4 protein-coding genes and 1 pseudogene are annotated in these 2,951 nt (G+C 39.4%); all 5 read right to left on the reverse strand.

The annotated features are described in order from the left end of the window. Window positions 1-141: 141 nt before the first annotated feature. Window positions 142-645 carry a hypothetical protein gene (locus FCL48_RS24480; protein ID WP_136876698.1) on the reverse strand — a complete coding sequence of 168 codons (504 nt, stop codon included), beginning with the start codon at window positions 643-645 and terminating at the stop codon, window positions 142-144. A 142-nt stretch (window positions 646-787) separates the two neighbouring features. After that, window positions 788-1,348 carry a hypothetical protein gene (locus tag FCL48_RS24485; protein WP_169309372.1) on the reverse strand — a complete coding sequence of 187 codons (561 nt, stop codon included), beginning with the start codon at window positions 1,346-1,348 and terminating at the stop codon, window positions 788-790. After that, on the reverse strand, window positions 1,332-2,087 hold the full coding sequence (locus tag FCL48_RS24490) for an HNH endonuclease (protein WP_136876702.1): 756 nt from the start codon (window positions 2,085-2,087) through the stop codon (window positions 1,332-1,334). Before FCL48_RS24490 ends, FCL48_RS24485 begins: the two co-directional genes overlap by 17 nt. Before the next feature lie 86 nt (window positions 2,088-2,173). Then, window positions 2,174-2,824 (reverse strand): hypothetical protein, encoded by a 651-nt coding sequence (locus FCL48_RS24495; RefSeq protein ID WP_136876704.1) that lies wholly within the window; start codon window positions 2,822-2,824, stop codon window positions 2,174-2,176. Between the two features lie 7 nt (window positions 2,825-2,831). Continuing rightward, window positions 2,832-2,951: pseudogene (locus FCL48_RS25600) on the reverse strand (IS1595 family transposase); the annotation flags it as partial.

Here is a 2,951-nt window from a genome sequence, read left to right on the forward strand (position 1 = left end):
TAGCCGGAAAGTTTTTTATACTATATTTTTCAGTGTTTATACCTCATAAAAGTTGCAAAAGTTTACGAAAGAGCTTTTTAATATATTAAGTTATTTCAAATATATAACTTTTGAGCGGGAATTGCTGACATTTTATTGTTTTCACTCCCAGACTGGGGGGTAATATTTACCAGTTATAAGGCCATGTAATGACAACAGAGACTCGTGTATTTTTCCTGCGAACTCTCTTAATTCCGAAATGTTCACATCCCTTACTTGTGTTTTAAATGTTCCCCTTGCAGATAAACTAGAGGTCATAACTTTTCCAGTTTCTTCATCAAAGCCAATACCATTATGAAAGAAATGATTTCTCTTTTTTTGTGAACTGCGAACCAACTTAGTTGTTTCTCGATAGGATGATAGGTTTGGATATTGCTTTTGTAGCTCACTACAGAGAGTGTCAATTATATCGACTTTTTGTTTGAAATTAGAATGTGCGGTTAATACAGCAACGCGCCAATGATCATGAGGTTCGAGGCCTGATAGATAGTTAATTGTATGGTCAACGGTTTTTTCTAGTGTACCCCATAGAGCTGTGGCTCTACCTAATTCAATTAAGAATTCGTCTGGGACTGGAAAATTTTCTGGAAAATGGATTTTTGTCATATTCTAGATGTTAACGTGGAGCTAACAGGTTGCTGACACCCGTGAATTACGCAACAAGAATACAATGTTGCACAACATGATAGGTTTTAAGAACGAATCGGTAACCTGACAGCAATCCTTGTTGAGCGTTTTGTTCAGTGCATTATTTGATGATTTCTATTTTGTAAAGCTTTTCAGGTGGTTCATCATATGAACCACCCCATTCAGAACCATTCCATTCAGGGATACGATATTTCCAGTCAATTGTGTTTATCTTTTTTGCTTTCGAAAAAACAACTTTACTGTTTATGGCCTGCAAAATAGGTGCGGAATTTAAGAATTGACTTGGGTAAACAATAAACCCTGCAAAACGTTCCTTTCCTCGTTCAATTTTTTCTGTAAATGGTTCAATTTTTGATATCAACAAACTTGCATCTGCCGATTCTGATTGATAAGTACCATCTTCATTGAAGATGAGCATAGGCAGTTTAGAATATTCTGCGACCTTTTTAATAAAATCAGGATGATTTATTGCTTTTTCAACTCTTTTATCAAGAGAATCATTCATGTAGAAAAATATAGTTAGGATGATGGCAACTACAGCGATAATAATGCTAATTGTCGTTCCAGTACCCATTGTGTTCCTTTGATTTTTTAAAGCAGATTTATGGTTATTGTACACTGAACGTCGAAAATCAGCGGCGGCTTTAGCCGTACGCTGCATTTTTCTTGTTCGCAATGCGTTTCATTTCCTCAATCGTCAGAGGTGGGTTCACTCGATGAATCATGGCGTGGCAATTTGGACAGACTGGAATCAAGTCTTTGATGGGATCAACGGAATATTCAGCACCAATTGCGCCGATAGGCACAATGTGGTGAACATGAATGAAATCCTCTCCGAGAGGGCCGTAGGCCGTCTCGAAGTTGAACCCACATGCTGCGCAGTTCAAGCCGTGATGCTGAATACAAGCTCTTCTTGCCTTCGCACTTCGCTCGAAAGCGTTGACCGAGATAGTTCTCTTTGCTCCTTCTGAGTACTTTTCAGGGGTTGGAATCTCATCCGCAAGTTGTATATCGTCGGAAGCATCGGAAGCGTACCAGCCACTTCCGATCTTCTTGAGAGTTCTGTCTGACAGTTCAGGTGTGAACCCCTTTATGGTTGCTGGACCGACGCCATCCTCATCCTTTCGAACATCGGAGTACTCCATCGGGAAGGTCTTGAGTGTGTATCCCTCTTCCTCGACGAGTCGGATATGATCCCGTGATTGCTGAAATCCGGGATTCCTTCGGCCACGAGCGTTGATTTCCCATGTCTCGGACAAGATAAGGCTTTTCTGTCCGGCGGTGTTTCTGTCCCACGCGCCGAAGACGACGAAGCGTTCCGTATGATTGACGAAGGACCAGCTCCACTGCCAGTTCTGGCAGCTTGCCCCGACAGACTCGATGAATTGTTTGCGTGTCATAACTTTCCTTGCGAACGCCTGAATTCACTGGACCGCGGTGTTTGCGGGTCCAGTGGAATGACTGGTTGTGTGATCTTGCTATATTTTCATTTGTTTTGGTGTATAGGCAGTTCGTTTTTGTAAAATTCCTTTTTAAGGACTTCTACTTCAACCCAGTCTTTCCAATTGTATACTGTCGCTAAGCCATTACGGGTGAATGGAATACCATTTTCAGATAGTATTTTTTCAAATCGGTCATTCATTTCCGGCGACAACATTTGAATGCTGGGAGGGGTTTTTGTTTGGCCAATTTTTTCCTGAACTTTCAAAGCCTGCTCTAAAGCTGATTTATTATTTTCGGTATCCCAATAAATCATTTTGATTTTATTGTTTTCATTATACTCAATTTCGTATGGGATATTGTTTGTTTTCAGTAATCCAATAAAATATTCATTGGCACCGTCAGGATAAAAATATGTACCTGGTTTTGAGGGAACATATTTTTCACTTTTTGAACTTTCTAAAATAATATTGTCAGCAATTTCTAATATTTCCTGTTTATCTTTCTTTCTGTGGGTAATAAAACCTTCATTATTAATTATATAGCGAATATTCCTTTTTTGCAGTTTGGAAATTACCTTTTCTTGTAATTCGGTATCGTATTTTATTCCCTGACTGTATTCGCCCCCAACGACAATTAATTCGCTCGTGATGCTGAAATATAAACCGGCTACACCAATTACTATTATTGAAATCAATATCTGATTACCACCGAACTTCAGCCATTTTCAACAGTCGGTATGGCATCGGTGGAGTTTTTAAACAGTATTTGAGGAGGGAAGCAACCATATCTGCCAACTTAAATCTACGGTTAAAGCGATAACA

Origin of the sequence: Desulforhopalus sp. IMCC35007 (genome assembly GCF_005116575.1) — a bacterium.
GTDB lineage: Bacteria > Desulfobacterota > Desulfobulbia > Desulfobulbales > Desulfocapsaceae > Desulforhopalus_A.

Bases quoted from the DNA above. Each gene is read 5' to 3' on its own strand.
- FCL48_RS24480 (WP_136876698.1), bottom strand. From the start codon at position 645: ATGACAAAAATCCATTTTCCAGAAAATTTTCCAGTCCCAGACGAATTC.
- FCL48_RS24485 (WP_169309372.1), bottom strand. From the start codon at position 1,348: ATGCAGCGTACGGCTAAAGCCGCCGCTGATTTTCGACGTTCAGTGTAC.
- FCL48_RS24490 (WP_136876702.1), bottom strand. From the start codon at position 2,087: ATGACACGCAAACAATTCATCGAGTCTGTCGGGGCAAGCTGCCAGAAC.